The organism is Paraconexibacter algicola, assembly GCF_003044185.1.
Classification (GTDB): Bacteria; Actinomycetota; Thermoleophilia; order Solirubrobacterales; family Solirubrobacteraceae; genus Paraconexibacter; species Paraconexibacter algicola.
In genome coordinates this window covers 1,144,647-1,165,167 of sequence record NZ_PYYB01000001.1, presented here as the reverse complement: position 1 = coordinate 1,165,167, position 20,521 = coordinate 1,144,647, and the positions used below count along the sequence as shown (strand labels likewise).

The window sequence follows — 20,521 nt, the reverse complement described above, 5'->3', positions numbered from 1 at the left end:
CGTGGACCAGGACACCGTCGTCAACCTCTCGACGCAGGCGATGGAGCTGTCGCTGAAGATCGCGCTGCCGCTGCTGCTGTGCGGCCTCGTCGTCGGCCTGCTCGTCTCCGTCTTCCAGGCGGTCACGCAGATCCAGGAGCAGACGCTCTCCTTCATCCCGAAGATCCTCGCGCTCGCCGTCGTGCTCGTCGTCGGCGGCCCGTGGATGCTCAACCAGCTGATGGTCTACACGACCGAGCTGTGGGGGTCGATCCCGTCGCAGATCGGCTGAGCCGTTGACCGTCGAGCAGCTGATCAACGAGTTCGGCGAGCAGCAGGTCGTCGCGTTCTTCCTCGTCCTCGCGCGCGTCAGCCCGCTGTTCGTGCTGGCGCCGCTGTTCAGCTCGCGCAGCGTCCCCGCGCGCGTGCGCGGGATCGTCGCGGTGGCGCTGGCGATCGGCCTCGGCCCGGTCGTCGGCCGTGACGCGCAGGTCGACCTCGACGTCTGGAACCTCGCGGCGCTGATCGGCAAGGAGCTGCTGGTCGGCGCGTCGTTCGCGTTCGCGCTCGCCGCGTTCTTCGCGGCGATCCAGGTCGCGGGCGCGTTCCTCGACACGCTCATCGGGTTCTCCTACGGCGGCCTGATCGACCCGGTCACCGGCACGCAGTCCGCGGTCCTCACGCAGCTGTACGCGTTCGTCGGCGTCGCGATCTTCATCGCGATCGGCGGGGACGCCTGGGTGATCGAGGGCATGGCCCGCACCTACGAGCTCGTGCCGATGGACGCCTACCCGCAGCTCGGCGCGCTCGTGCAGGGCGCCGACGACGCGTTCGTCGGCGTGTTCGCCGCCGCGATCCAGGTCGCCGGCCCGGTCGTCCTCGCGCTGATCGTGACCGACGCCGCGTTCGGGGTCGTGTCGCGCGTCGTGCCGCAGCTCAACGTGTTCGCGGTCGGCTTCCCGGCGAAGGTGTTCGTCGGCCTGCTGCTGCTCGGCACGACGCTGCCGTTCGTCGCCGGATGGATCGCCGACGAGCTGCAGCGCGACGTCGGCGCCGCCCTGCAGACCCTGAAGCTCGCGGGGTGAGCGGCGGTGGGCGGCGGGTCGGACAAGACCGAGAAGGCGACACCGAAGAAGCGCGCGGAGGCCCGCGAGAAGGGCCAGGTCGCGCGCTCCCCCGATCTCAGCGGCGCGATCGTGATGCTCGTCGGGGTCGTCGTCCTCGGCTGGGCGGGACCGGCGTACGTCGACCGGATGGGCACGACGATGCAGTCGACGCTCGCGAACCTCGCCGCGTTCGAGGAGGTCAACCGCGAGGGCGTCGGGCGGCTGCTCATGGACGCGCTGGTGACGTCGGTGCTGTGCGTCGCGCCGGTCGCGGTCGCGTGCGCGATCGCGGGCGCGGCGATCGGCGTCATCCAGGTCGGGCCGCAGCCGATGCCCAAGGCGCTGATGCCCGACCCCAAGCGGCTGAACCCGGTCAACGGGTTCAAGAACATCTTCGGGCCCAACGCGATCGCCGAGGCGGTGAAGAGCTGCTCGAAGGTCGGGATCGTCGGGGCGATCGTGTTCGCCGCGGTCGGCCCGAAGCTCACGCAGCTCGGGGCGATGGTCGGGGTGGAGCCCGCGCAGCTCGCGGCCGCCCTGACCGGCGAGGTGCGGGCGATCGCGCTGCGCGCCGCCTCCGCCTACCTGCTGATCGGCCTCGCCGACTTCGGCTACCAGAAGTGGCGCAACGAGAAGCAGCTGCGGATGGACAAGCAGGAGGTCAAGGAGGAGGCCAAGGGCCAGTCGCTCCCGGCCGAGGTCCGCTCCGCGCAGCGCCGCCGGGCGATGCAGGCGGCGCGCGGCCGGATGATGGAGGACGTCCCGACCGCCGACGTCGTCATCACCAACCCGACGCACTACGCGGTGGCCCTGAAGTACGAGCACGGCGAGGCGGCGCCGATCGTCGTCGCCAAGGGCAAGGACATCCTCGCCGCCCGGATCCGCGAGCTCGCCACCGAGAACGGCGTGCCGCTCGTGCCCAACCCGCCCCTGGCCCGCGGCCTGCACGCCAGCGTCGAGGTCGGCCAGCAGATCCCCGAGGAGTTCTACGCCGCCGTCGCCCAGGTGCTCGCGTTCGTGTACCGCGTCGCGCGCCGCCGCCGCGCGGTCACGGGCTGACCTCCGGCGAGTGCGCCGCAGCTCACCAGAATGGTGCGCTCAGGTGCAGGGGAGCGGGTCCCGGCGCCCCAGCCCGCCGCGCCCCGCCCGCTACCGGGCGCGGCGCAGCACCGGCGCGCCGACCCGCACCGCGGTCGCCCGGCCGCGGTAGCGCACCACGAGCACGGTCGCGACCGTCCGCCCGCGGCGCAGCTGCCGGCGGGTCGCGGCGTCGACCCGCACGCGCACCGTCACCGCCCGCCGGCCGCGCGGCACGCGCGCGGTCGCCCGCCCGAGCCGCCGGCCCAGCCGGGTCGTCTTCGTCACCGGCCGTGGCGGACCGGCCGCCCGGCCCGCGAACGCCGTCCCGATCGCGTGCAGGGACACGGTGAACGCGCAGCCGTTCGTCGTCGCGACCGTGGCGCCGCACCCGACCACGATCCGGGCGACCCCCGACGCGTCGACCGTCAACGGCGGGCGCGGGAGCGGCGGCGCGGCCGTCACCACGGTGTCGTTCCCGTCGTCGCGGTAGTCCGTGCACCACGCGGAGGTCACCGCGTAGGGGATCCCGTCGCGGCCCGGCCGGCCGCCCTGCACCTGCCACTCCACGCAGTACGGGTTCGGCCGCACGACCGCGCTGCGCGTCCCCTGCTCGACGCCGTTGCGTCCGGTCACGAGCTGCTCGCAGGACAGGCCGACCGGCGGCGTCGGGCCGGTGAAGGCGAGTGACGCGTCGCGGTAGATCTGGCCGTCGAACACCAGCGGCTGCAGCGAGGAGGCGGGAACGACGGTCGTCTGCCCGCCCGCCAGGTGCAGGCGCCAGACGATCCGGGTGCGCAGGCCCGTGAGCGGCCCGTCGTAGGTCGCGGTCCGGCAGGTCCGGTCGAGCTGACGGTAGGCCCCGACGGTCGGCGGCGCGGTGGCCCGCGGCGGGCCCGGGAGCGCGGCGGGCGCCGGCGTCGGGGCGGGGGCGCTGCGGGCGAGGATCGTCGCGAGCGGGCCGTCGGAGCTGAACCGGGTCGCGGCTCCCGCCCGTCCCTCGTCCAGGCAGACGACGCGCCCCCCGGCGGTCCCGTCGGCCAGCGGGCCGAGCGACGTCGGCGTGGGGGAGGCCGGGTAGTCGGCGGCGATCTCCCCGTTGTCGCGCAGCGCCCGGATGGAGTAGGAGTGGGTGACCCCGTAGCCGGCGGGACGCACGCGCACCTCGGTGTCGCTGCAGGTGAAGCGCTCGCCCTCGCGCGGCGGGGTCAGCGGGGCGGTCGGCCGGACCACCGTGACGTCGAGGTGCACGTACCGCGCCCCCGAGGTGACCGTCCGGGGCGTGCCGTTCTCGACGATGCTCGCGCGACAGCGGATCCACCGCTCGACGAGCGCCGGGTCGTCGAGCGTGAAGGTCCGGCCGGTCGCCCCCGCGATCGGGGTGCCCGGGTCGGTGATCCCCGGCCCGACGAGCCAGGTGACCGTGAGCGACGGGTCGGCGTCGAAGCGGCCGGCGTCGCACGTGACCGTCTCGTCGAAGCGCGCGTAGCCCGTCACCTCCGCGGTCGGCGGCGGGGCGACCACGGGTCGCGGGCCGCTCGTCGCGGTTGCGCTCCCGCCGGCGTTCGCCCCGGTCACGCGACAGCGCAGCTGCTTGCCGGCGGCGGTCGGCGGCGGCACGAACGTCGGGCCCGTCCCGGCGGCGGCCGCGTCGTCCACGAGCCACTCGTAGGCGAACGTCGGGCTGCCGGTCCAGGTGCCCGGGTCGCACGTCGCGGTCTGCCCGGTGACCGGCTCGGCCGGGGAGACCGAGGGGAGCGTCGTGTTCTGCGGTGCGGGGACCGGCGGACCGCTCGTCGGCGGCAGCACGCGCGCGAACGCCTTGTACTGGAGGCCCGCGTCCCCGTCGAGCGTCGCGGACGAGGTGCTGAAGAGCACGACCCGCCCGTCGAGCGACACCGTGGGCGGGAACGCGATCTGCCCGCCGGAGGCCGGTGCCCCGCCCGCCCCGTCCGCGCGGCTGACGAGCACGGTCGTCCCGCCCGGCAGGTCACGGGCGTAGACCTGGAAGCCCGTCACCCCGCTGACGACGTTCGTCGGGCTCGCACCGACGTACGCGACCCGCTCGCCGTCGTCGCTGATCGCCGGCTGCCAGGCGTTGTTGTCGACCTGCGCCCCGCCGCCGGGGCGCGGCACCGAGACGAGGTCCAGGGCGCCGTCGATCGCGCCGGCCGGGCCACCGAACGTCAGCCGCTGCCGGTACACCCCGAAGCTCGTGCTCGTCTTCCCGGCGACGAGGTTCCCGGCGTTGCTGTCGAACGCGACGTACCGGCCGTCCGGGGTGATCCGCGCGCCACCGGACTCCGTCTGGCCGGTCGCCCCGCCGCCGAAGCGCCCGTAGTCCCCGCTCGCCGAGCGGTTGAGCGCGTAGGTCCGGTCGGTCTGCAGGTCGCGCAGGTAGGCCTGCCGGTAGCCGGGGTCGAACCCGGTCCCGGCGACGAGGACGTCCGCGGAGGTCCAGGTCACGTAGCGGCCGTCCTCGCTGACGGTCGGCTGGTCGACGGCGGGGCCCTGCGGCACGAAGCCGGTGTCGTCGGTGCGCCCGTCGCGCAGGTCGACGCGGACGATCGACCCGCTGCTCATGTCGCGCCGGTACAGCCGCGGCAGGCCGTTGGAGGTGCCCGCGCCCGGCAGGTTCGTGGCGTACGAGCCGAAGACGACGTAGCGGCCGGTCGCGCTCATGCCGGCGAGGAACGCGTCGCCGTTGGCGCCCGGGTCGACCCGGGCGGTGGTCCCGCTGACGCGGTCGCGGCGGCAGAGCCGTCCACCGTCGCACGGGAACGTCACGTGGCGGCCGGTCGCGTCGATGCTCAGCTCGCTGCCGCCGGACACGAACGGCACGAGCGCGCCGGGCCGGCCGGCGACGTCGCTGCTGCGGCTGACCGCCTCGACCTCGCCGGTGAGCCGGTCGCGGACGTACACCGCCGCCGCGTTCTCGTTCCCGGGGATCCGCGCGTCCCCGCTGTAGCTGTCGTTGCCGTGCGCGACGAACGCGACGTAGCGGCCGTCCGCGGACAGCGCGGTACCGCCGACGCCCATCCCGGCGGTGGTGGTCGCGCCGACGCTGCTGCGGAACTGCTCCCCGACGTTGCGGCCGTCGAGCCCGCCGACGGACTGCTCGCGCAGCGTGTCGGCGGGGGGCGCCACGGGAGTGCGCACGCGACGGACGACCGCGTCGCGCGCCGCGGTCGTGTCCGCGGCGACGAGATCGGTGGCCAGCGACGTGAACGCGACGGTGATGCCGTCCTGGGCGAGCGCGGGAGCGACCAGGGCGCCCTCCCCGCCGGTGCTGCTGTCGGCGTCGCCACCGGTGGCGCCGCTGCGCGAGGCGAGCGTCAGCAGGTCCCGGCGGAGGTCGGCGACGTACACCTGCGCGCGGCCGCGCGGGTCGCCGGCCGCGAGGTTCGTCGCGGTCGACGCGAACGCGACGACCCGTCCGCGCCCGGAGATCGTCGGGGGTCCGGCGTCCTCGTTCGCGGTCGTGTCGGGGGCGCCGGCCGGGTGGCTGACGAGCGTCGTGGTCCCGGCGACGAGGTCGCGCACGGCGACCTGCAGCCGGAACGACGGCGACAGCGCCCGGGTCGCGAACGCGACCGCGTTGCCGGCGGCGGAGAGGTCCGGCCGCAGGCCGTCGAGCTGGGTGCCGAGCGTCGTGACCGACGCGAGCGTCGTGACGTTCCCGGGCTGGCGCACGTAGACGCGCAGGTCGGCGGCGAACGCGACGCGCAGTCCGTACTCGTCGATCGACGGGGTGACGGCGGTCGCGGCGATCGGCGTGGCGGCCGTGCCGTCCTGGGCGGAGACGAGCACGGTCGTGCGCGGGCTCACGTCGAGGTTGCGCTGCCAGACCTGGCCGTCCGCGGTGAAGGCGACGTGCTGCCCGTCGCCGCTGAGGTCGAAGTCGGCGGTCGGGCTGCCGTCGAGCGCCCCGGAGTCCCCGTCGGCGCGGCTGGCGACCGTGAGCGTCGGGGTCGGACCGGAGAGGTCGGCGACGAGGACCTGCTCGACCCCGGCGGGCGGCGCGGCCCCGCCCCCGGCGGCGGTGATGAGGTTCGCGGCGTCGGTCGCGAACGCGACGACGGTCCCGCGGTGCGAGATGCGGGGCTTGTCCGAGCAGCCGCCCCCGGTCGACCCGCCGGGCACGCGGCTGACGACGACGGTCTCGCCGGTGAGCAGGTCGCGCCGGAACACGTCGCACGTGCCGTTGGTGTCGTACCCAGCCTGGCCGGCGACGACGTCGGCCGCGTCCGAGGTGAAGACGGCGTAGCGCGAGCCGGCGAGCGCGACCTCCCGCGCCCCGGCGGGCGTGCCGTCCGTGGTCGCCGAGACGAGGTCGGCGACGGGCGCCATCGGCACCGCCGCGCCCGCGGTCCCGGGCGCGGCGGCCCCGACGAGCACGGGCAGCAGCAGGGCGAGCACGGCGAGCGGTCGGCGCATGGTCCGGACCATCCCGTGTGCGCGCGGTCGGCGCAGCAGCCCAAGGGCTGGTCCCGGCCGACCCCTTCAGCAGGCGGTCGCCTCCTCCTCGAGCGTCACGGCGAGCACGTGGGGGCGCCCGAGCAGCGCGCGGCGCGCGAGGTCGAGGTCGCCGCTGATCCCTCCAGCTCGGGTGTTCCTCACCCGTGCGTTCGCCCCTTCAGGTCGCCCGCTGGGCTCGGCGCGCCGGCGCCCTGCGAGTGCTGGTGAGAGTCGCCCCGGTGCCGTGCTTCCACGCCGACGCGCCCGGGCGCGAACTGGGTGGACCGATGCCCACATATGGGCTTTCGTCCGCCCAGTTCAGGCAGGCAGGCTTCCGCGGAAGCCCCTGGGCGTCGCGAGCGCCCTGCGCGACGAACCACGCGAAGGCCGCCGCCGCGTCCACTCGGGCGTCATTGGGGGGCCGGCGAAGTCCTCGAGACAAAGGGTCACCGCCGCCGCCCGTGCGGTCCGACGGCCGCGTGCTGTCTCCGACCAGCCGGCAGCATCCTGCGCTACGAGGCCCCGCTCCTCCAGGAGGACGACGGTGGCGAGTACGTCGGGATGAACTCCCTGACGCTCCAACTGGTTTTCGAGGGGCTTCCGGACGGCCGAGTGCCCAAGGCCCAGCGTTGGGGATATGCGGGCGCGCGTCGAGCAGGTGTCAGCGACGTGGAACATGCGGAGATCAGCAACTGGGCCGGGCACGTTGATCGTTGGAAGGAGGCGGTCGAGCAGTCCAACTCCTTCAAGGTCCTCGACCGCCTCAGGGTCGATCACTTCACGATCACGCAGAGCGACGTGTAAGCCACCCCGCGCGGAACACGACCTCTCCCGCCGCCGCTGCCACGCGGGCTCGGCAGCGACCGTTCGGCGCGAAGTGCCGCACGCTTCCGCTACTCGCGTCGCGGACAAGCGTTGGAAGGGCATGAAGCGCAGCATTCTCAGCTTGGTGGTCGCGGCGATGGCGCTCGCGAGCCTCTGGAGCGCCAGCGCTCCCGCAGCAGCCGGCAAGTGCCCGTCCGGCGATGCTCCGGTGATCATCTCCACCGATGCGGTGAAGGTGTTCCGCTCTGGCGAGAACTACCTGGGTTGCCTGCGTCGCTCCCGTACCCGTCATCGCGTCGGCCAGCGCTACAGCGATCTGGGCGGGAGCAGCCGGGCTCGCCTCTTCCAGATCGCGGGCCGGTTCGTGGCGTTCGCCGAGGACAAGACCGGCCGCGGCGACGACACGAACACTCAGGTTTCTGTCGTGGACCTGCGCACCGGTCGAGCCCGGGGTCACTACACCGCTGGCGCCAGTCCATTCCCGCTCGCGCCGGCGAGGGATCTGGTCATCAACGAACAGGGGCAGCAGGCCTGGACGATCGATGGCGCGGTGCGGGCCGCTACGCGCTACGGCTCGCGTCTCATCGCGAGCAGCCCCGAACTCGACGCGCTCTCTCTCCGCCGCCGGGGCAGCAGCGAGTTCTGCTGGACGACCGCCGGCACTGAACGCTGCGAAGCGTTCCCTACGCAGCAACCCTGGCCAGCGCGCCCGCACCCGAACTACGAGCCAGCAAGGTAGAGGCCAGCGCCCTGATGCTCCCCCGCGGATCCGCTCGTCGCGCCAGACGGCAGCGTCCCGGGAACGTGCGCAGCCTCGGCGCATGATTCGGGCGTGGCAGCGGTGCTTCAGCCGATCGGGGGAGTTCCCATGGTCGTCGCCGTGTTCGCCACAGTGGCGCTCCCCGGAGCGGACACCAACGCGACGTTCACGAACGAGCGCTGGGCCTACATCATCGGAACGGGCGTCGCTGCGTCGATCTTCCTCGTCGGCGCAAGGGGCGGGGCTCGCTGACACGGGCTAGCGACATCGGTGTTAGCACGTGCGCCTCCGCGTGACACGGGGAGTGAGCGAAAGGCCGGTACGCCGCTTCGCTCGCAGCCCGCGGCGATTCCTGTCGTCGCGTGGCCCAGCGATCACCAGCCCACGAAGTGCAACGGGCCCCGCTTGCGGAGCTCGACCACATCGATCGCGCCGGTGCGGAGTGCCTCAACGGCCTCCGCAAGTCGGTCATCCGACATCCAGTCAACGAGCCGGGTCGTGTCGTCGAAGTTGCCCGAGAGCGTCGTCTGCAGCGCTTCGTTGACTGCGATGTCCTTCTTGAGCTTGCCACGCAGTAGCCCAGCGGCTTCGCAAAGGAGCTGAAGGCGTTCGTCCTCGCCACGCGAGAGCCGGCGGACCGCATCGAGATCGCAGAGGAAGGTCAGGCACAGCATGCGTTCCTCGGGCGCAGCCGCGGCGAACCGCTCGGCTGCGTCCTGGACCGCGTCTGCGCGGCCTGCCTCGATCGCGTGCGTAGGGACCTGTTTGAGATCAACGCCATGGACGGTCGCGCCGACGCTCACGGTGTACGCACGCGCGCTGTCGGCCAGCCACCGCCGCATCTGCGGCGGATTCAGCTCAGCTCGCTCAAGCGCAACGACAATCGCTTCGGCCTCTTCTGTCGCCGCACCCTCCGCGGTGAGAAGGGTCACGACGTCGGCGCGCGTAGCTCTGCTCACTCATTGATCCTCGCACCGCGCACCGCGCACCGCGCACTGCGCCTTCGCGCGACGAGCGCATCCACGCGGATGGGAGCGCGGTCGCCGGCGGTGACCCGAGGCCGAGCCAGTCCTTTGTGCCGGCCCCGCTGAATCAGGCCGCTGCGGCGCGAAGAGCGTCGGCGACGATCTGCTCGACGTTGCGACCCTCCCGGTCGGCGCGTTCTGTCAGCGCGTCCAGCGTGCCGGCGTCGACGGGCACCGTGACCGTCACAAGGATGTCCGGGCTTCCCTTTGAGACGTGAACCTCCGCGTCGGCGAGCGCCTCGTCGAACGCGTTTGGATCGTGATCGTGGACCTCGCCCATGCCACCCATCATGACGCTTCAGCCCGCCTTCCGAAAGAGCTTGATCTGGGCCGGCGTGGCGTCCCATGCCGTCATCACGTGCCACCGGCCGTGGTCGTCGCTGTCGCGGTCCACCACGACGGTGATCATCCGACCTGCCGGCGTCGGACCGATGACGAGCCGGCTGTTGTCCGCGCGCGGATTCGGGTTGGTCGTCCAGACCACACGCTCCGCACGGAACAACGAGACCACGTCGTCCTGTGCCAGGCCTCGCTCGGCCAGCTTGCGCAGCGCTTCGAGGTTGAACTGCAGAGAGACGAACGGCACCGCACGAAGCTACGACGACGTCCGGACATCGATGGTCTGGGACCCGTCACGCGCAGATCAGCCACTGCTGCAACGCGCGACGATCGAGCGTCGCTTCGTGGCTCACCGCCTCGGAGCGGACTGTTGCTGGCCGGCTCGGAGCCACCCGACGCGGGTCTCTGTGGTCCTGAGATGTAGCGGGTCGATGTCGCTGCCTTGGGCGACGAGCCGCGAGCGAAAGGACGTTGAGCCGAGGGCGGTGTCGGCGGTCCAGACCTCGTAGTTGGGACTCGGCCCGTAGCTCTTGATGATCCACGCGGCGGTCCCTCGAGGTGTGACGCTCACGGCCGTGAATCCCGTGTCCTCATCGGGCAGCGGCGCGAGGGCTTGGATGACCGGCAGCGGAGCCCGGACCACGGCGCGTCTGCTGAGGTCGACGACGCGGAACTCGAAGTCTGTGCCGGATCGCGATCCGGAACGCATTCCGAACGCGACCCAGCGACCGTTCATGCTGATGGGTCCCTGCTGGCCCAGGAAGTATCCGAACGAGTCGACCTCGCCGAAGCTCACGAGTCTGCCGCGGCTTCGCAAGCACCCGTACAGCCGGTTGCGCAGACGAAGGACCTGCGCGTACTTGGTCTCCTTCACGACGGTCGCGCCGACGCGTTCGCAGGAGCGTTGCTCGACGGTCGACGCGGATGCCTGACCGGCACCAACGCCGAGAGAGGTTGCCGCGAACGCGATCGCCAGGCAGGCCCGGTTGCGTGATCGGTTCAGCGGGCTCGTCGCAGGATGCGTCACCTAGACGTAAACGGCGCGCGGACCTGATCGATGCGGGGACCCGCTGCCGCAGCGCGCGACAAGCGCGCGCCGACTGCACGAGCGCCAGGCGGCACCGTGACCCCGCCGCGACGGCGGTTCAGGTGAACCGCGGAGCGCTCAGTCGACGCGCAGCCGGGCGAGCGGCAGCGAGAACCCGGGGAGGAGCGGCGACGTCAGCGTCTCGCCGGGACCGAGCAGGGCGTCCGGCTCGCCGGGACGGGTGACGACGACCGCCGCGGTGAGCGGGTCGACGAGCCACACCTCGCGGGCGCCGGCCTCGAGGTAGCGCTCGCGCTTGACCTCGCGGTCGTAGCGCGCCGTGCTCTCCGAGCGGACCTCGACGACGAGGTCGCCGACCGGCCACGCGCGCGCATCCGCCGGCAGGTCACGGCCGGCGGCGAACCTTTGGATGTCGGGAACCAGGATGCTGGCCGACCCCGGATCGACGCCGATCTCGGGGAGCACCTCGCCGCGGCCGGTCGCGGCGTCGGTCCAGACCAGGAGGGCGGAGGCCACACGGAGCGCGACGCGCTGATGCGCCCGGCTCGGCGGGTTCATCGCGAGCACCTCACCGTCGAGGAGCTCGAGTCGCGAACCGTCCGGGGTCTCGGGAAGTGCGAGGAACTCCGCGGTCGTCATGCGTGGTGCGGCGCGCATCGGCCGGTTCATCGTCGGTCCCTCCTGCTCGGGTGTCCACGTCCTCACGAGGCCGCGGGCCGGGCGAGCTCGTCCCCTCAAGTCGGGCGCGCGGCGTCCGACCACCCAGGTCAGGCCCCGCGGCCTCCCTCCACCGCGGACGCCTGTGACGACCAGTGACCACCACCCTCTCCCGCATCGGGAAGTACTCGGACCTCGCCGCCGCCGCGGTCGTCGTCCTCATCGTCGTGATGCTCGTGGTGCCGCTCCCACCGGCGCTGCTGGACCTCGCGATCACGCTGAACATCTCGCTCGCCCTCGCGATCGTCGTCGCGACGCTCTACATCCCGCGCGCGCTCGACTTCAGCGCCTTCCCGTCGCTGCTGCTGCTCACCACCCTGTTCCGGCTGGCGATCAACGTCAGCGTCACCCGCCTGATCCTGCTCGAAGGGGACGCCGGGCACGTCGTCGAGGCGTTCGGCAACTTCGTCGTCGGCGGCAACGTGGTCGTCGGCCTCGTCATCTTCCTCGTCCTCATCGTCATCCAGTTCGTCGTCGTCACCAACGGCGCCGGCCGCGTCGCCGAGGTCGGGGCGCGGTTCACGCTCGACGCGATGCCCGGCAAGCAGATGGCGATCGACGCCGACCTCAACGCCGGCCAGATCACCGAGGAGCAGGCCCGCCAGCGCCGCCAGGACATCTCCAAGGAGGCGGACTTCTACGGCGCGATGGACGGCGCCTCGAAGTTCGTCAAGGGCGACGCGATCGCCGCCGTCCTGATCACACTGATCAACCTCGTCGGCGGCATCATCGTCGGCGTCATGCAGCAGGGCATGCCGTTCGGGGAGGCCGCCCAGCACTTCTCCCTGCTGACGATCGGCGACGGCCTCGCCGCGCAGATCCCCGCGCTGCTGATCTCCGTCGCCACCGGAATCATCGTCACGCGCGCCGCGTCCGACCAGGACCTCGGCTCCGACATCGCCGGGCAGCTCTCCTCGCAGAGCAAGGCCCCGATGGTCGCGGGCGTAGTCGTCTGCTGCTTCGCGCTCGTCCCCGGGCTGCCGAAGCTGCCGTTCCTCGTGATCGGCTGCATCTTCTTCTTCGCCGGGCGCGCCCTGATGAAGGCCGACGCCGAGAAGGCGCAGGCCGACGAGCAGGAGGCCGCCGCCGCCGCGCTCGCTCCCGCGCCCGTCGCGTCCCCGCGCGAGCAGGCGCTCGAGGCGATCGGCATGGACGCCCTGGAGCTCTGCATCGGCTTCGGGCTCGTGCCGCTCGTGTCCGCCAGCGCCGGCGGCGCGGAGGCCGGCGCGCCCGGCGCGCCGCGTGGCGCGCTGCTGCAGCGGGTCGGCGCCGTCCGCCGCCAGATCGCCGGCGAGGTCGGGACGATCATCCCGTCGGTCCGCATCCACGACGAGGTCGGGCTCGGCTCCCACGAGTACGTCATGAAGGTCCGCGGCTCGATCGTCGGCCGCGGTCGCATCACCCCCGGCCACCAGCTCGCGATGGACCCGGGCGACGCGGTCGGCACGCTCGACGGCATCCCGACCACCGAGCCCGCCTTCGGCCTGCCCGCCGTCTGGATCCCGGACATGGCGCGCGCCGAGGCCGAGGCGCTCGGCTACACGGTCGTGGACGCCGAGTCCGTGATCGTCACGCACCTCACCGAGACGATCCGCCGGCACGTCGCCGAGCTCCTCACCCGCCAGGACACCCGCGCGCTCCTCGACCGCCTGCAGGAGAGCAACGCCGCCGTCGTCGAGGAGGTCGTCCCCGACCTGCTCAGCGTCGGCGAGCTGCAGCGCGTCCTGCAGGCGCTGCTGCGCGAAGGCGTCTCGATCCGCGACCTCGGCGCGATCGTCGAGGCGGCCGGCGACCGGGCGCGCATCACCCGCGACCCCGACCTGCTCGCCGAGTACGCGCGGCAGGCGCTGGGCCGCACGATCGTCGCGCCCTACCTCGACGAGGAGCAGCGGCTGCGCGCGATCGCGCTGGACCCGGCGATCGAGATGGAGGTCAGCGAGTCGATCGCCCAGACCGCCGACGGCGAGTACCTCGCGATGAACCCGGACCGGGCCGCCGACCTCGTGCGCTCGCTCGGCGACCAGGTGGACGCGGCGATCGCCCGCGGCCGCCGCCCCGTCCTGCTGTGCTCGTCGCGCGTGCGACGGCACCTGCGGCGCCTGTGCGAGCAGGCGCTCCCCCAGCTGTCCGTGTGCGCGTACAACGAGATCGCGCCCGGCATCAACGTCGAGACGATCGGAGTCGTGACCGCATGACCAACCGGACGAAGACCTACCGCGGCCGCGTGATGGACGAGCTGCTCGCCCAGATCCGCGAGGAGCTCGGCGAGGACGCCGTCATCGTCCGCCGCGGCGAGGGCGCCGAGGGCGGCGTCGGCGGCTTCTTCAGCAAGCGCGTGATCGAGCTGGAGGCGACCGCGGCCGCCACGACCGTCGACCTCGTCGACGACACGCCCGCCCTCCCCGAGCCGCTGGCCGCCCACGACGGCGAGCCCGGCGCGCAGGAGGGCACCTTCGAGGAGCACCTCAAGGCGCTCCTGGCCGGTCAGGCCACGCCGCCCGCCCCGGTCGTGCGGCCCGTCGTCGCGCCCGAGGTCACCGCCGTCCCCGAGCCCGTCGAGCCGGCGCTCACCGCCGAGGCGATGGCACAGGCGTTCGCCGCCGCCCCGGTCGTGGAGGACGACGCCGACGCGCTCGTGTCGCTCGCCGTCGAGCCCGTTGTCGCCGCGCCCGTCCCGGTGCCGTCCGCGAGCGTGCTCGCCCCCGGCAGCGACGCGGCGCTGGCCCGCGACACGCTCGTCGACATGGGCCTGACGACCGCGCTCGCCGACGAGGTCGTCACCGAGACCGTCACCACGCTCGTGCCGTTCGCCGGGGCGGGCAGCGCGCTCGTCCCGCTCGTGCAGCGCACGCTCGCCGCGCGCATCCCCGTGCACATCACCCGCGGAGCGCACGGCCGCGTCATCGGCTTCGTCGGCCCCGGCGGCTCCGGCAAGACCCGCTGCGTCGCCCGGCTCGCCGCCGCCTACGCCGCCCGCACCCAGATCCCGGTCGCGTGCGTCACGCTGCGCGCCCCCGACCAGGGCGCCGAGCTGCGCGAGCTGCTCGCCGAGTCCGCGCCCGGCGTCACCGTCCACTCGGCGCTCGACGCGGAGTGGGCCGCCGCCCGCATCGAGGAGCTGCGCGCCACGTCGCTCGTCGTCCTCGACACGCCCGGGGTCAGCCCGCGCGCCGAGGCCGAGCTGCGCGTCCTCGCCGCCGAGCTCGCGCAGCTGCGCGCCGACGAGCTGCACCTCACCGTCCCCGCCACGATCGCGTCGCGTCCCGCCCGCGAGCTCGTCATGGGCACCCGGTCGCTGCGGCCCTGCGCGATCGCGCTCACGCACGCCGACGAGACCGACGCGCTCGGCACCGTCGTCGACCTGGCGATCGACAGCGGCCTGCCGCTCTCCTTCCTCGGCCGCGGGCAGGGCGTCACCAGCGGCCTGCGACCGGCCGACGCCAGCGAGCTGGCCACCGCGCTCATCGCGGCCTAGACCATGGCCCGGAAGGCGAAGAAGGGGCAGGACGAGGAGGCCTCCGGCGCGGCCGCCGGCCCGGACACCAGCGGCGGGCTGCGCCTCACCGACCACCCGCGCGCCCGGCGCACGATCGCCACCGCGAAGGGCTGGGGCGGCCTCGCCGGCTTCGGCCTGGGCCTGCTGCTCGCCACCCGCGCCGGGCTGCCGACGAGCGACGCGATCCTCCGGGCGATCATGGTCGGCGCCGTCGCCTACCTGCTCGTGTGGGCGGTCGCCGTCGTCGTCTGGAAGCAGATCGCGCGCGCCGAGATCGAGGAGATGCGCCGCATCCTCGTCGCGGCCGCCGAGCAGGCGGAGGCCGAGGTCGCCCGCCGCCGCGCCGAACTCGAGGCCAAGGAGGCCCGTCACGCATGACCCCGCTCATCTCGGTCCTCGTCCCGCTCCCGCCGTCCCCCGCCGCCGCGCTCGCCGCGCTCGAGGCGATCGCCGGCCTGCCCGAGGCGCCCGCCCACGAGGTCCTGCTCCTCGTCGACGCCGGCGGCACCCTCGACGACCTCCTCGCGCGCGTCGCGGGTGACGTCGAGGTCGTCCGCGTCGACCACCGCACCGGCCTGGCCGGGGCGATCGCGGCCGGGACCGCCCGGGCCGCCGCGCCGACCGTCGGGCTCGTGCGCGACGCAGCGCACGTGACGCCCGGCTGGCTCGCCGCGCTCCACCACGCCCTCGACGCCGACCCGGCGCTCGCGGTCGCCACCGCGGTCACCGCGGAGGACCCGGGCGGCACCTCCCCCGTCGCGGCGCTCGCGCTCGCCTGCCGCCGCGAGGCCCTGGGCCGCGCGGTCGCGGCCGGGGTCCTCGCCGCCCGCGGCCGGATCGCCGACGACCTCGTCCTGCCCGCCCTGTGCGTGGCGCTCGCCGCCGACGGCCGCGTCGAGCCCGTCCCGCGCGCCGTCGTGCAGCGCGTCGGCGGCCGCACCGCCGCGGCGGCCGCGCGCGGCGCCTGGAAGTACGGCGCCGCCCCCGAGCTCACCGTCGTGATCCCGACGCTCGACGCCGCCGGGGACCGCCTGCGCGCGTGCGTGCGCGCGCTGCAGCAGCACACCGACGCGCCGCACGAGATCGTCGTCGTCGACAACGGCTCCCCGCCCCAGGGCTTCACCGCCCCGGTCAACGCCGGACTGCGCGCCGGCCGCGGCACCTACCTCGTGGTCTGCAACGACGACGTCGAGGTCCTGCCCGGCTGGTGGCCGCCGCTGCGCGCCCGCCTGACCGTCGGCAGCGGCGGCGAGATCCCGCCCGCCGAGGTCGTCTTCCCGATGACCGTGGACGGCGCGATGCGCGAGGACTTCGCCGCCTGGTGCTTCGCGCTGCACCGCGGCACGCTCGACCGCCACGGCGTCGCGCCCGGCGAGTTCCTCGATCCCGGCCTGAAGGTCTGGTACCAGGACACCGACCTGCTCGCGCGCCTGCGGGCCGCGGGCGTCCCACCGGTCCTCGTGCGCGAGTCGCGGATCCGCCACGGCCTCAGCGAGACCGTCGGGACCGCCGACCCGTCGCTGCGCGCGTGGATCGACGCGCAGATCGCGCGCGACCGCGCGGCGTTCGAGGCGCGGCACGGCAGCAGCGTCCCCGGCGCCGCCCGCTGAGCGGCGCGCGGCGTCCAGAACGCCTGGACGTCGCTCAAGCGCCCGGCGCTCGCGCCGAAAACCCGGACTGTAAGAGGAGCTCATGGAGGAGCTCCGGGACTGACAACCATCGGCTTCAAGGAGAAACCGCATGTCCCTTCGCATCCAGAACAACGTCGAGGCCCTCGGCGCGTGGAACAAGCTCAACCACACCACGGGCGAGACCTCGAAGAGCATGGAGCGCCTGAGCTCCGGCTACCGGATCAACCGTGCGGCGGACGACGCCGCCGGCCTCGGCATCTCGGAGAAGATGCGCGGCCAGATCCGCGGCCTGGCCCAGGCCCAGCGCAACGTGCAGGACGGCGTGTCGCTGGTCCAGACCGCTGAGGGCTCGCTCGACGAGGTCCACAGCATGCTCCAGCGCGTCCGCGAGCTGGCGGTGCAGTACAAGAACGGCTCGCTGTCGCAGGCGTCCCGTGACGCGATCCAGACGGAGGTCAACCAGCTGGCCTCCGAGGTCGAGCGCATCGGCGCCGCGGCCGAGTTCAACGGCATCAAGCTGCTGAACGCGACCGGCTCGGTGACCTTCCAGGTCGGCGCCAACGACGGGGAGACCATCTCGGTCGCCACGATCAGCCTCGGCAGCACCGTCGGCGCCACGTTCGCGTCCCTGACGCAGGCGGGCACCGCGGACATCTCGGAGATCGACGCGGCCATCACCGCGGTCTCCTCGGCCCGTGCCACGTTCGGCGCGGTCCAGAACCGCATGGATCACGCGCTGGGTGCCGCCGCCACGGCCCAGGAGAACCTCGTCGCCGCGGAGTCCCGCATCCGCGACGTCGACATGGCGGAGGAGATGGTCAAGTTCACGAAGAACCAGATCCTCAGCCAGGCCGGTACGGCGATGCTCGCCCAGGCCAACCAGGCGCCGCAGGGCGTCCTGAGCCTGCTGCGCTAGCAGCAGGTCGGCAGGGCCCCGGGCCCGGTCGGGAACGATGTTCTGGCGGCCCGCGCTCAACTCGAGCGCGGGCCGTCCGATCTTCCGGGGAGATGAGCCTGGAAGCCGTGATCGCCCGCGTCGGGGAGCTGCAGCAGCTCGTCGACCCGCGGCTGCGCGCGGCGACCGCGGCGCCGCCCGCCGCCGCGGCCACCGCCACCCGGGCCGCGCTCGGCTCCGGGACGGCGGGGACGACCGCCTTCCAGCAGCAGCTCGCGGCCGCCGCCGGCTCCTGGACGCCGGGGGTCGGCACCCAGCCGGCCGTCCTCGCCGCGACCGCCGTGCCGGGCGGCGCGTCCGCCACCGGCGCGCGGCGCGTGCAGATCGCCGCCGCCGAGCTCGGGGTGACCGAGCAGCCGCCGGGCTCCAACGACTCGCCGCGGATCGCCGAGTACCGCGCCGCGATGCGCGGCGCTCCCGGGGTCGGCCCGTGGTGCGCGTACTTCACGAGCTGGGTGGCCCAGCAGGCGGGCACGCCGCTGGGGGAGACCGGGCAGGGCTTCGCGTCCGTCGACGCGGTCTACGCGTGGGCGCAGCGGACCGGCCGTGCCGTGCCGAACAGCGCGAGCGCCCCGGCCCGCCCGCAGCCCGGCGACCTGATCGTCTGGGACGAGCACATCGGCCTCGTCGAGTCCGTCGCCGCGGACGGCACGGTGCACACGATCGAGGGCAACTCCTCCGACCAGGTCATCCGCCGCCAGCACGCCGCCGGCTCCGCGCTCGGGTACGTGCGACTCGGATAGCGTCGGGCCATGTTCCGCCTCCTGTTCTCGTGGCCCGCGCTCCTGACCCGGGCGCTCGACGACTTCCACCAGCTCGTCGCGACGCTGAAGAAGATGGAGGACGTCGGCCGGATCTCGAAGGACATCCGCGACCTCAACACCCGTCTGGCCTCCACCGAGGCCGTGCTGCGCGACATCGCCCGCCCGGCGAAGACGACCGACACGATCATGCGCGCGATGCCCGGCTCGAAGGTCGTCGCCTCGCGCGCCAAGGCGCAGCGCGAGCGCGCGAAGGCCGCCCGGCCGTCCAGCCGCCGCAAGCCCGCCGACGAGGCGTAGCGCCGGCCGCGCGCCGCCCGCTCAGCTGCCGTCGGCGAACTGGCGCAGCAGCCGGTTCACGGTGCGGGGCCGCTCGAGCTGCGGCACGTGCCCGGTGTCGTCGAGCACGACGAGCCGGGCGTCGGCGATGCCGCGCGTGAACGTCTCGGCGGTCCGCGAGGGCAGCAGCCGGTCGCCGAGTCCCCAGATCAGCAGGGTCGGCGCGGTGATGCGGCGCAGCAGCCCGTCGAGGTTCGCGTGGCGCACGCCCTGCAGGCCGATGCCCAGCGCCGCGAGCGGCACGCCCGGCTTGCCGGCCCCGGGCAGCAGGGCGGCGCGCATCAGCCGCGGCGACAGCGCGGCGGGGTCGTGCACGAGCGTCGCGAGCGGGTGCTCGCGCGAGCGCAGCGGCGTGCGCCGCAGCACCGGGTCGAGCTGCATGCCGAGGATCTTCGGTCCGGCCTCCAGCGCGACCCGGGCGATGTGCGCGCCGCCGACCGGGGCCAGCAGCGCCAGGCGCTCCACGCGGTCCGGGGACCGTCCGGCGACGATCGTCGCGACGAGGCCGCCGAGCGAGTTGCCCGCCAGCACGACCGGGCCGAGGTCGAGCTCCTCGCACAGCGCCTCGACGACGCGCGCGAACGCGGCCGGGGTGGGCAGGTCGCGCGGCAGCGCGGACGCCCCGAAGCCCGGCAGATCGACGCCGATCACCCGTCGCGATCGCGCCAGCGGCGGGATCGTCGGCAGCCAGTTCTGCCAGCAGCCGCCGAAGCCGTGCAGCAGGACCAGCGGGGCGGCGGCGGGCGCGTCCGGATCGGTCGGGCCGAGGTCGACGTAGGCGACCCGCGCGCCGCGCACGCGGACGGACCGCTCGTGGTCCTCCCAGCGGACGTCCTCCCAGGAGGGATCGTCCGCGAGCCCGTAGGCGTCGGCCACGGCGGAGGCGCTCACGCCGCGCGCAGGCCGTCCTTGTCGCCGGTGACGCCCAGCGACGGCACGGCCACCGTGCCGGCCGCGTCGGAGACCGTGCCGATCCGCGCGGTGCCCGGATGGCGCTCGGCGAGCAGCGCGACCGCGTCGTCGGCGCGCTCCTGCGGCACGACGACGGCGAAGCCGCAGCCCATGTTGAAGACCTCCCACATCTCGTGGACGGGGACGTCGGAGCGCTCCTGGATGAGCGTGAAGATCCCCGGGACCGGGAGCGGCTGCTCGATCGTGAAGCCTGCCCGCGTGCCGACGAGCCGCAGCAGGTTCGTCAGGCCGCCGCCGGTGATGTGCGCGAGGCCGAGCACGGGCACGTCGGAGCGCAGCAGCTCGACGACCGCCTTGACGTAGATGACGGTCGGCTCGAGCAGCGCGTCGACGACCGAGGCGCCGCCGAGCTGCGCGGGCGTGTCGTCGAACGTCAGGGCGCCGTCGCCGCGCACGTCGGTGAGCAGCGCCTTGCGCGCGAGCGTGTATCCGTTGGAGTGGATGCCGCTCGACGGCACGCCGATCAGCGCGTCCCCGGGCTTGATGTCCGCGCCGGTGACGATCTGGTCGAGCGCGACGGTGCCGATCGCCGTGCCGCAGAGGTCGAAGCCGTGCGGGGACGGATGGCCGCGGATCAGCTCGGGCAGCACGGCGAGCTCGCCGCCGGGGATCTCGATGTTCGCGTCCTCGGCACCGGTCTTCAGGCCCTGCGCGATCCGCGCCAGCGCGCTCGCGTCCGCCTGCTCGACCGCGAGGTAGTCGACCATCGCGATCGGCTCCGCGCCGACGCAGACGATGTCGTTGACGTTCATCGCGATGCAGTCGATGCCGACGGTCTCCAGCCGGTCGGCCTGCTCGGCCACGACGAGCTTGGACCCGACGCCGTCCGTGCACAGGGCCACGCCGAGGTTCGGGGCGACGCGCAGGACGCTGGCGTAGTGGCCGCTGGGGAGCACCGAGGCGCTCGAGCGGTCGAGGCGGATCGTCTTGAGCACGTCGACGAGCGCGCCGACGCCCGCGTCCGACTGGGTCGTGTCGACCCCGGCGGCCGCGTACTGGTTCGGTTCCGTCATCGCGGGCGATGCTGTCAGAC

General features: G+C 73.9%; 21 protein-coding genes. 13 read left to right on the top strand and 8 right to left on the bottom strand.

Annotated elements, in window-relative coordinates; genetic code table 11:
* Window position 1 precedes the first annotated feature (1 nt).
* The 3 genes from fliQ to flhB are packed head-to-tail and all read left to right on the top strand — an operon-like array spanning window position 2 to window position 2,144.
* On the top strand, window positions 2-271 hold the full coding sequence (fliQ, locus tag C7Y72_RS05520) for a flagellar biosynthesis protein FliQ (protein ID WP_107567582.1): 270 nt from the start codon (window positions 2-4) through the stop codon (window positions 269-271).
* Between the two features lie 4 nt (window positions 272-275).
* Window positions 276-1,064, top strand: coding sequence for a flagellar biosynthetic protein FliR (gene fliR / locus C7Y72_RS05515; protein ID WP_107567581.1), 789 nt, complete (start codon window positions 276-278; stop codon window positions 1,062-1,064).
* Window positions 1,065-1,070: 6 nt separating this feature from the next.
* Window positions 1,071-2,144 carry a flagellar biosynthesis protein FlhB gene (gene flhB / locus C7Y72_RS05510; RefSeq protein WP_107567580.1) on the top strand — a complete coding sequence of 358 codons (1,074 nt, stop codon included), beginning with the start codon at window positions 1,071-1,073 and terminating at the stop codon, window positions 2,142-2,144.
* A 90-nt stretch (window positions 2,145-2,234) separates the two neighbouring features.
* On the opposite strand, the gene C7Y72_RS05505 is transcribed toward flhB, so the two are convergent.
* A complete protein-coding gene (locus C7Y72_RS05505) occupies window positions 2,235-6,599 on the bottom strand; it encodes a hypothetical protein (RefSeq protein WP_107567579.1) in 4,365 nt (1,454 codons plus the stop codon).
* A gap of 582 nt (window positions 6,600-7,181) precedes the next feature.
* Here C7Y72_RS05505 and C7Y72_RS05500 point away from each other — a divergent pair.
* From C7Y72_RS05500 to C7Y72_RS05490, 3 genes are all read left to right on the top strand, one after another.
* Entirely contained in the window at window positions 7,182-7,424 is a 243-nt protein-coding gene (locus C7Y72_RS05500; RefSeq protein WP_107567578.1) for a hypothetical protein, read from the top strand.
* 121 nt (window positions 7,425-7,545) lie between these two features.
* Window positions 7,546-8,184: a hypothetical protein gene (locus tag C7Y72_RS05495; protein ID WP_107567577.1), complete on the top strand. Its 639-nt coding sequence runs from the start codon at window positions 7,546-7,548 to the stop codon at window positions 8,182-8,184.
* Between the two features lie 93 nt (window positions 8,185-8,277).
* Entirely contained in the window at window positions 8,278-8,457 is a 180-nt protein-coding gene (locus tag C7Y72_RS05490; RefSeq protein WP_107567576.1) for a hypothetical protein, read from the top strand.
* A gap of 122 nt (window positions 8,458-8,579) precedes the next feature.
* Here C7Y72_RS05490 and C7Y72_RS05485 read toward each other — a convergent pair whose 3' ends face one another.
* From C7Y72_RS05485 to C7Y72_RS05465, 5 genes are all read right to left on the bottom strand, one after another.
* Complete coding sequence (locus C7Y72_RS05485) at window positions 8,580-9,137, bottom strand: hypothetical protein (RefSeq protein WP_146175269.1); 558 nt, start codon at window positions 9,135-9,137, stop codon at window positions 8,580-8,582.
* Between the two features lie 160 nt (window positions 9,138-9,297).
* Window positions 9,298-9,510 carry a ribbon-helix-helix protein, CopG family gene (locus tag C7Y72_RS05480; RefSeq protein ID WP_158276665.1) on the bottom strand — a complete coding sequence of 71 codons (213 nt, stop codon included), beginning with the start codon at window positions 9,508-9,510 and terminating at the stop codon, window positions 9,298-9,300.
* An 18-nt stretch (window positions 9,511-9,528) separates the two neighbouring features.
* Entirely contained in the window at window positions 9,529-9,816 is a 288-nt protein-coding gene (locus tag C7Y72_RS05475; protein WP_107567573.1) for a DUF4258 domain-containing protein, read from the bottom strand.
* A gap of 102 nt (window positions 9,817-9,918) precedes the next feature.
* A complete protein-coding gene (locus C7Y72_RS05470; protein ID WP_146175268.1) occupies window positions 9,919-10,596 on the bottom strand; it encodes a hypothetical protein in 678 nt (225 codons plus the stop codon).
* 138 nt (window positions 10,597-10,734) lie between these two features.
* A complete protein-coding gene (locus tag C7Y72_RS05465; RefSeq protein WP_158276664.1) occupies window positions 10,735-11,274 on the bottom strand; it encodes a Uma2 family endonuclease in 540 nt (179 codons plus the stop codon).
* A gap of 155 nt (window positions 11,275-11,429) precedes the next feature.
* Here C7Y72_RS05465 and flhA point away from each other — a divergent pair, with 155 nt between their 5' ends.
* The 7 genes from flhA to C7Y72_RS05430 all read left to right on the top strand — a co-directional run bounded on the left by flhA (window position 11,430) and on the right by C7Y72_RS05430 (window position 18,477).
* A complete protein-coding gene (gene flhA, locus C7Y72_RS05460) occupies window positions 11,430-13,529 on the top strand; it encodes a flagellar biosynthesis protein FlhA (RefSeq protein ID WP_199223861.1) in 2,100 nt (699 codons plus the stop codon).
* The gene (locus C7Y72_RS05455; protein ID WP_107567570.1) at window positions 13,526-14,809 is read left to right on the top strand and encodes a hypothetical protein; all 1,284 of its coding nucleotides are present in this window, start codon (window positions 13,526-13,528) and stop codon (window positions 14,807-14,809) included. Before flhA ends, C7Y72_RS05455 begins: the two co-directional genes overlap by 4 nt.
* A gap of 3 nt (window positions 14,810-14,812) precedes the next feature.
* A complete protein-coding gene (locus C7Y72_RS05450; RefSeq protein ID WP_107567569.1) occupies window positions 14,813-15,208 on the top strand; it encodes a hypothetical protein in 396 nt (131 codons plus the stop codon).
* Window positions 15,205-16,440, top strand: a complete 1,236-nt coding sequence (locus C7Y72_RS05445) for a glycosyltransferase family 2 protein (protein ID WP_107567568.1) — start codon at window positions 15,205-15,207, stop codon at window positions 16,438-16,440. Before C7Y72_RS05450 ends, C7Y72_RS05445 begins: the two co-directional genes overlap by 4 nt.
* A 130-nt stretch (window positions 16,441-16,570) precedes the next feature.
* The gene (locus C7Y72_RS05440; protein ID WP_107567567.1) at window positions 16,571-17,377 is read left to right on the top strand and encodes a flagellin N-terminal helical domain-containing protein; all 807 of its coding nucleotides are present in this window, start codon (window positions 16,571-16,573) and stop codon (window positions 17,375-17,377) included.
* Window positions 17,378-17,469: 92 nt separating this feature from the next.
* A complete protein-coding gene (locus C7Y72_RS05435) occupies window positions 17,470-18,159 on the top strand; it encodes a CHAP domain-containing protein (RefSeq protein WP_146175267.1) in 690 nt (229 codons plus the stop codon).
* A gap of 9 nt (window positions 18,160-18,168) precedes the next feature.
* Window positions 18,169-18,477, top strand: coding sequence for a hypothetical protein (locus C7Y72_RS05430; protein ID WP_107567565.1), 309 nt, complete (start codon window positions 18,169-18,171; stop codon window positions 18,475-18,477).
* A gap of 21 nt (window positions 18,478-18,498) precedes the next feature.
* Here C7Y72_RS05430 and C7Y72_RS05425 read toward each other — a convergent pair whose 3' ends face one another.
* Window positions 18,499-19,407, bottom strand: a complete 909-nt coding sequence (locus C7Y72_RS05425; protein ID WP_107567564.1) for an alpha/beta fold hydrolase — start codon at window positions 19,405-19,407, stop codon at window positions 18,499-18,501.
* Window positions 19,404-20,501, bottom strand: coding sequence for a phosphoribosylformylglycinamidine cyclo-ligase (purM, locus tag C7Y72_RS05420; protein WP_107567563.1), 1,098 nt, complete (start codon window positions 20,499-20,501; stop codon window positions 19,404-19,406). Before purM ends, C7Y72_RS05425 begins: the two co-directional genes overlap by 4 nt.
* Window positions 20,502-20,521 lie beyond the last annotated feature (20 nt).

What these genes read in the sequence shown, in the direction of transcription:
- C7Y72_RS05505 (WP_107567579.1), bottom strand. Translation starts at nt 6,599, where the DNA reads ATGCGCCGACCGCTCGCCGTGCTCGCCCTGCTGCTGCCCGTGCTCGTC.
- C7Y72_RS05500 (WP_107567578.1), top strand. Translation starts at nt 7,182, where the DNA reads ATGAACTCCCTGACGCTCCAACTGGTTTTCGAGGGGCTTCCGGACGGC.
- C7Y72_RS05495 (WP_107567577.1), top strand. Translation starts at nt 7,546, where the DNA reads ATGAAGCGCAGCATTCTCAGCTTGGTGGTCGCGGCGATGGCGCTCGCG.
- C7Y72_RS05480 (WP_158276665.1), bottom strand. Translation starts at nt 9,510, where the DNA reads ATGGGCGAGGTCCACGATCACGATCCAAACGCGTTCGACGAGGCGCTC.
- C7Y72_RS05465 (WP_158276664.1), bottom strand. Translation starts at nt 11,274, where the DNA reads ATGCGCGCCGCACCACGCATGACGACCGCGGAGTTCCTCGCACTTCCC.
- C7Y72_RS05455 (WP_107567570.1), top strand. Translation starts at nt 13,526, where the DNA reads ATGACCAACCGGACGAAGACCTACCGCGGCCGCGTGATGGACGAGCTG.
- C7Y72_RS05450 (WP_107567569.1), top strand. Translation starts at nt 14,813, where the DNA reads ATGGCCCGGAAGGCGAAGAAGGGGCAGGACGAGGAGGCCTCCGGCGCG.
- C7Y72_RS05445 (WP_107567568.1), top strand. Translation starts at nt 15,205, where the DNA reads ATGACCCCGCTCATCTCGGTCCTCGTCCCGCTCCCGCCGTCCCCCGCC.
- C7Y72_RS05440 (WP_107567567.1), top strand. Translation starts at nt 16,571, where the DNA reads ATGTCCCTTCGCATCCAGAACAACGTCGAGGCCCTCGGCGCGTGGAAC.
- C7Y72_RS05435 (WP_146175267.1), top strand. Translation starts at nt 17,470, where the DNA reads ATGAGCCTGGAAGCCGTGATCGCCCGCGTCGGGGAGCTGCAGCAGCTC.
- C7Y72_RS05430 (WP_107567565.1), top strand. Translation starts at nt 18,169, where the DNA reads ATGTTCCGCCTCCTGTTCTCGTGGCCCGCGCTCCTGACCCGGGCGCTC.
- purM (WP_107567563.1), bottom strand. Translation starts at nt 20,501, where the DNA reads ATGACGGAACCGAACCAGTACGCGGCCGCCGGGGTCGACACGACCCAG.